The following is a 1711-nucleotide window of genomic DNA, read 5'->3' on the forward strand; positions in this document are numbered from 1 at the left end:
CCGCGCGCCCCTGCGCCAGCTCGACGTCCGGCTCGGCGGCCACGATGCGCGCCGCCTCCCGCACCGCGCCCTCGGCGGCGAAGGTCGCCGCCTGCACCCGGCCCAGGCAGAGCACCAGGTACAGCAGCGGCACCAGCAGCAGCACCCCCACGGCGAGGAACTCCACCACGGCGCTGCCCGCGTCCCGGGCGCCCCTCACGGGGACGCCTCCTCCTGCACGGCGTGCCCGCGCACGTCCAGCGCGCGGCCGACCCCCACGAGGCCGACCACCGGCAGCGGAGCGCGCACCCGCACCTCCACGGTCGGCACCCCACCCGCGTCCACGACCCCGGCGCTGACGTCCTCCGCGTAGCGGGGCGACAGCGAGGTGCGCAGCAACTGCCGGGTCCGCTCCGCGCCCGCCGCGGGCGAGCTGCCCGCCAGCGCCCCGAAGCGGGCCCCCTCGGAGGCGCAGTCGACGGCCGTGGCCCGCACGTGCAGCACGAGGCCGGCCTGCACCACGAGCAGGAACAGCACCGTCAGCAGCGCCCCCACCGCGGCGAACTCCGCGACCGCGGAGCCGGCGTCGCCACCGGCTCCCGCCGGGCGGGCCCTCACAGCTGGGCGAGCACCCGGTCCATGGACTGGGTGAACATCGCCTCCAGCCGTGGCCCGGCCACCGCCCACAACCCCACGACCAGGCCCGCGGTCATGAGGGTCACCAGCACCCAACCCGGCACGTCGCCGCGGTCCCGACCCGACGACACCACCGCCCGCACCCGCGCGCGCAGCAGCACCTCGCAGCACACGAGCGCCACCACCGCCGCTGCCGGCCCACCGGCGCCCACCCGATCGCCCCGTCCAACCACTCGTCCCACCCCGTTCTGCGTCGACCGCGTCACCCGCGGCGTCCTCGTCCCACCACCACCCGGACCTCCCGGGCAGCGTCCCGCCCCGGTGCACCCCGGCGCTCACGGCCCGAGCCGCAGCACCACCAGGCCCGGGTACACCGCGAACAGCACCGTCACCGGCAGCACCAGCAGCACGACCGGCACGAGCATCAGGACCTCCTTGCGGCCCCCCGCCTCGACGAGCCGGCGGTATCCCGCCTCCCGCACGTCCTGGGCCTGCGCCCGCAGCACGTCACCCAGCGGGGTGCCGCGCTCCACGGCCACCACCACGGCGTCGACGAACCGGCTGACCACGGGCGCGTCGCAGCGCACCGCGAACGCCTCCAGCGCCACCACCAGCGGCACGCCCGCGCGCACCTCGCCCAGCACCCGGCGCAGCTCCGCGGCCACCTCCCCGGTGCACGTGCGCCCGACGCGCTCCAGGGCGGCGACCGCGCCCTCCCCCGCCCCCACCGACAGCGCCAGCAGCTCCGCCACCGCCGGGAACTCCGCCAGCACCCGGGCCCGGCGGCGGTCCGCCTGCCCGGTGAGCGCCCAGTCGCGCCCCAGCACCCCGCCGGCCGTGGCCAGCAGCCACAGCAGCAGCGCCGGCACCGGCGACCCACCGCGGGAGGCCACGAGCAGCACGCCGAGGACGGCGCCCACCGCGGCACCCGCCAACCCCCACAGCACCTGCTCGGCGCGGAACTGCGCCACCGACAGGCCGCTGCCCGCCGCGTCCAGGCGCCGGCGCACCGACGCCGCCCCGCCCAGGACGCGCTCCACCTGCCCCGCGGCGTCCGCCACGAACGGCGCCAGCAGCTGCTGCAGGCCCCGCAGCG

Annotated in this window: 3 protein-coding genes and 1 pseudogene; all 4 read right to left on the minus strand. The window is 78.6% G+C overall.

Annotated features, from left to right (window positions below):
* A pseudogene (locus ABEB16_RS09565) lies at positions 1 to 199 on the minus strand (pilus assembly protein); the annotation flags it as partial.
* A complete protein-coding gene (locus ABEB16_RS09570; RefSeq protein ID WP_345712029.1) occupies positions 196 to 597 on the minus strand; it encodes a TadE/TadG family type IV pilus assembly protein in 402 nt (133 codons plus the stop codon). The pseudogene ABEB16_RS09565 and the gene ABEB16_RS09570, both read right to left, overlap by 4 nt.
* Positions 594 to 788, minus strand: coding sequence for a hypothetical protein (locus ABEB16_RS09575; protein WP_425560149.1), 195 nt, complete (start codon positions 786 to 788; stop codon positions 594 to 596). Before ABEB16_RS09575 ends, ABEB16_RS09570 begins: the two co-directional genes overlap by 4 nt.
* A gap of 162 nt (positions 789 to 950) precedes the next feature.
* The coding region (locus ABEB16_RS09580) for a type II secretion system F family protein (RefSeq protein WP_345712030.1) at positions 951 to 1711 on the minus strand (761 nt) is incomplete at its 5' end.

Origin of the sequence: Kineococcus glutinatus, assembly GCF_039542765.1 — a bacterium.
In the GTDB taxonomy this organism is placed as follows: domain Bacteria; phylum Actinomycetota; class Actinomycetes; order Actinomycetales; family Kineococcaceae; genus Kineococcus_A; species Kineococcus_A glutinatus.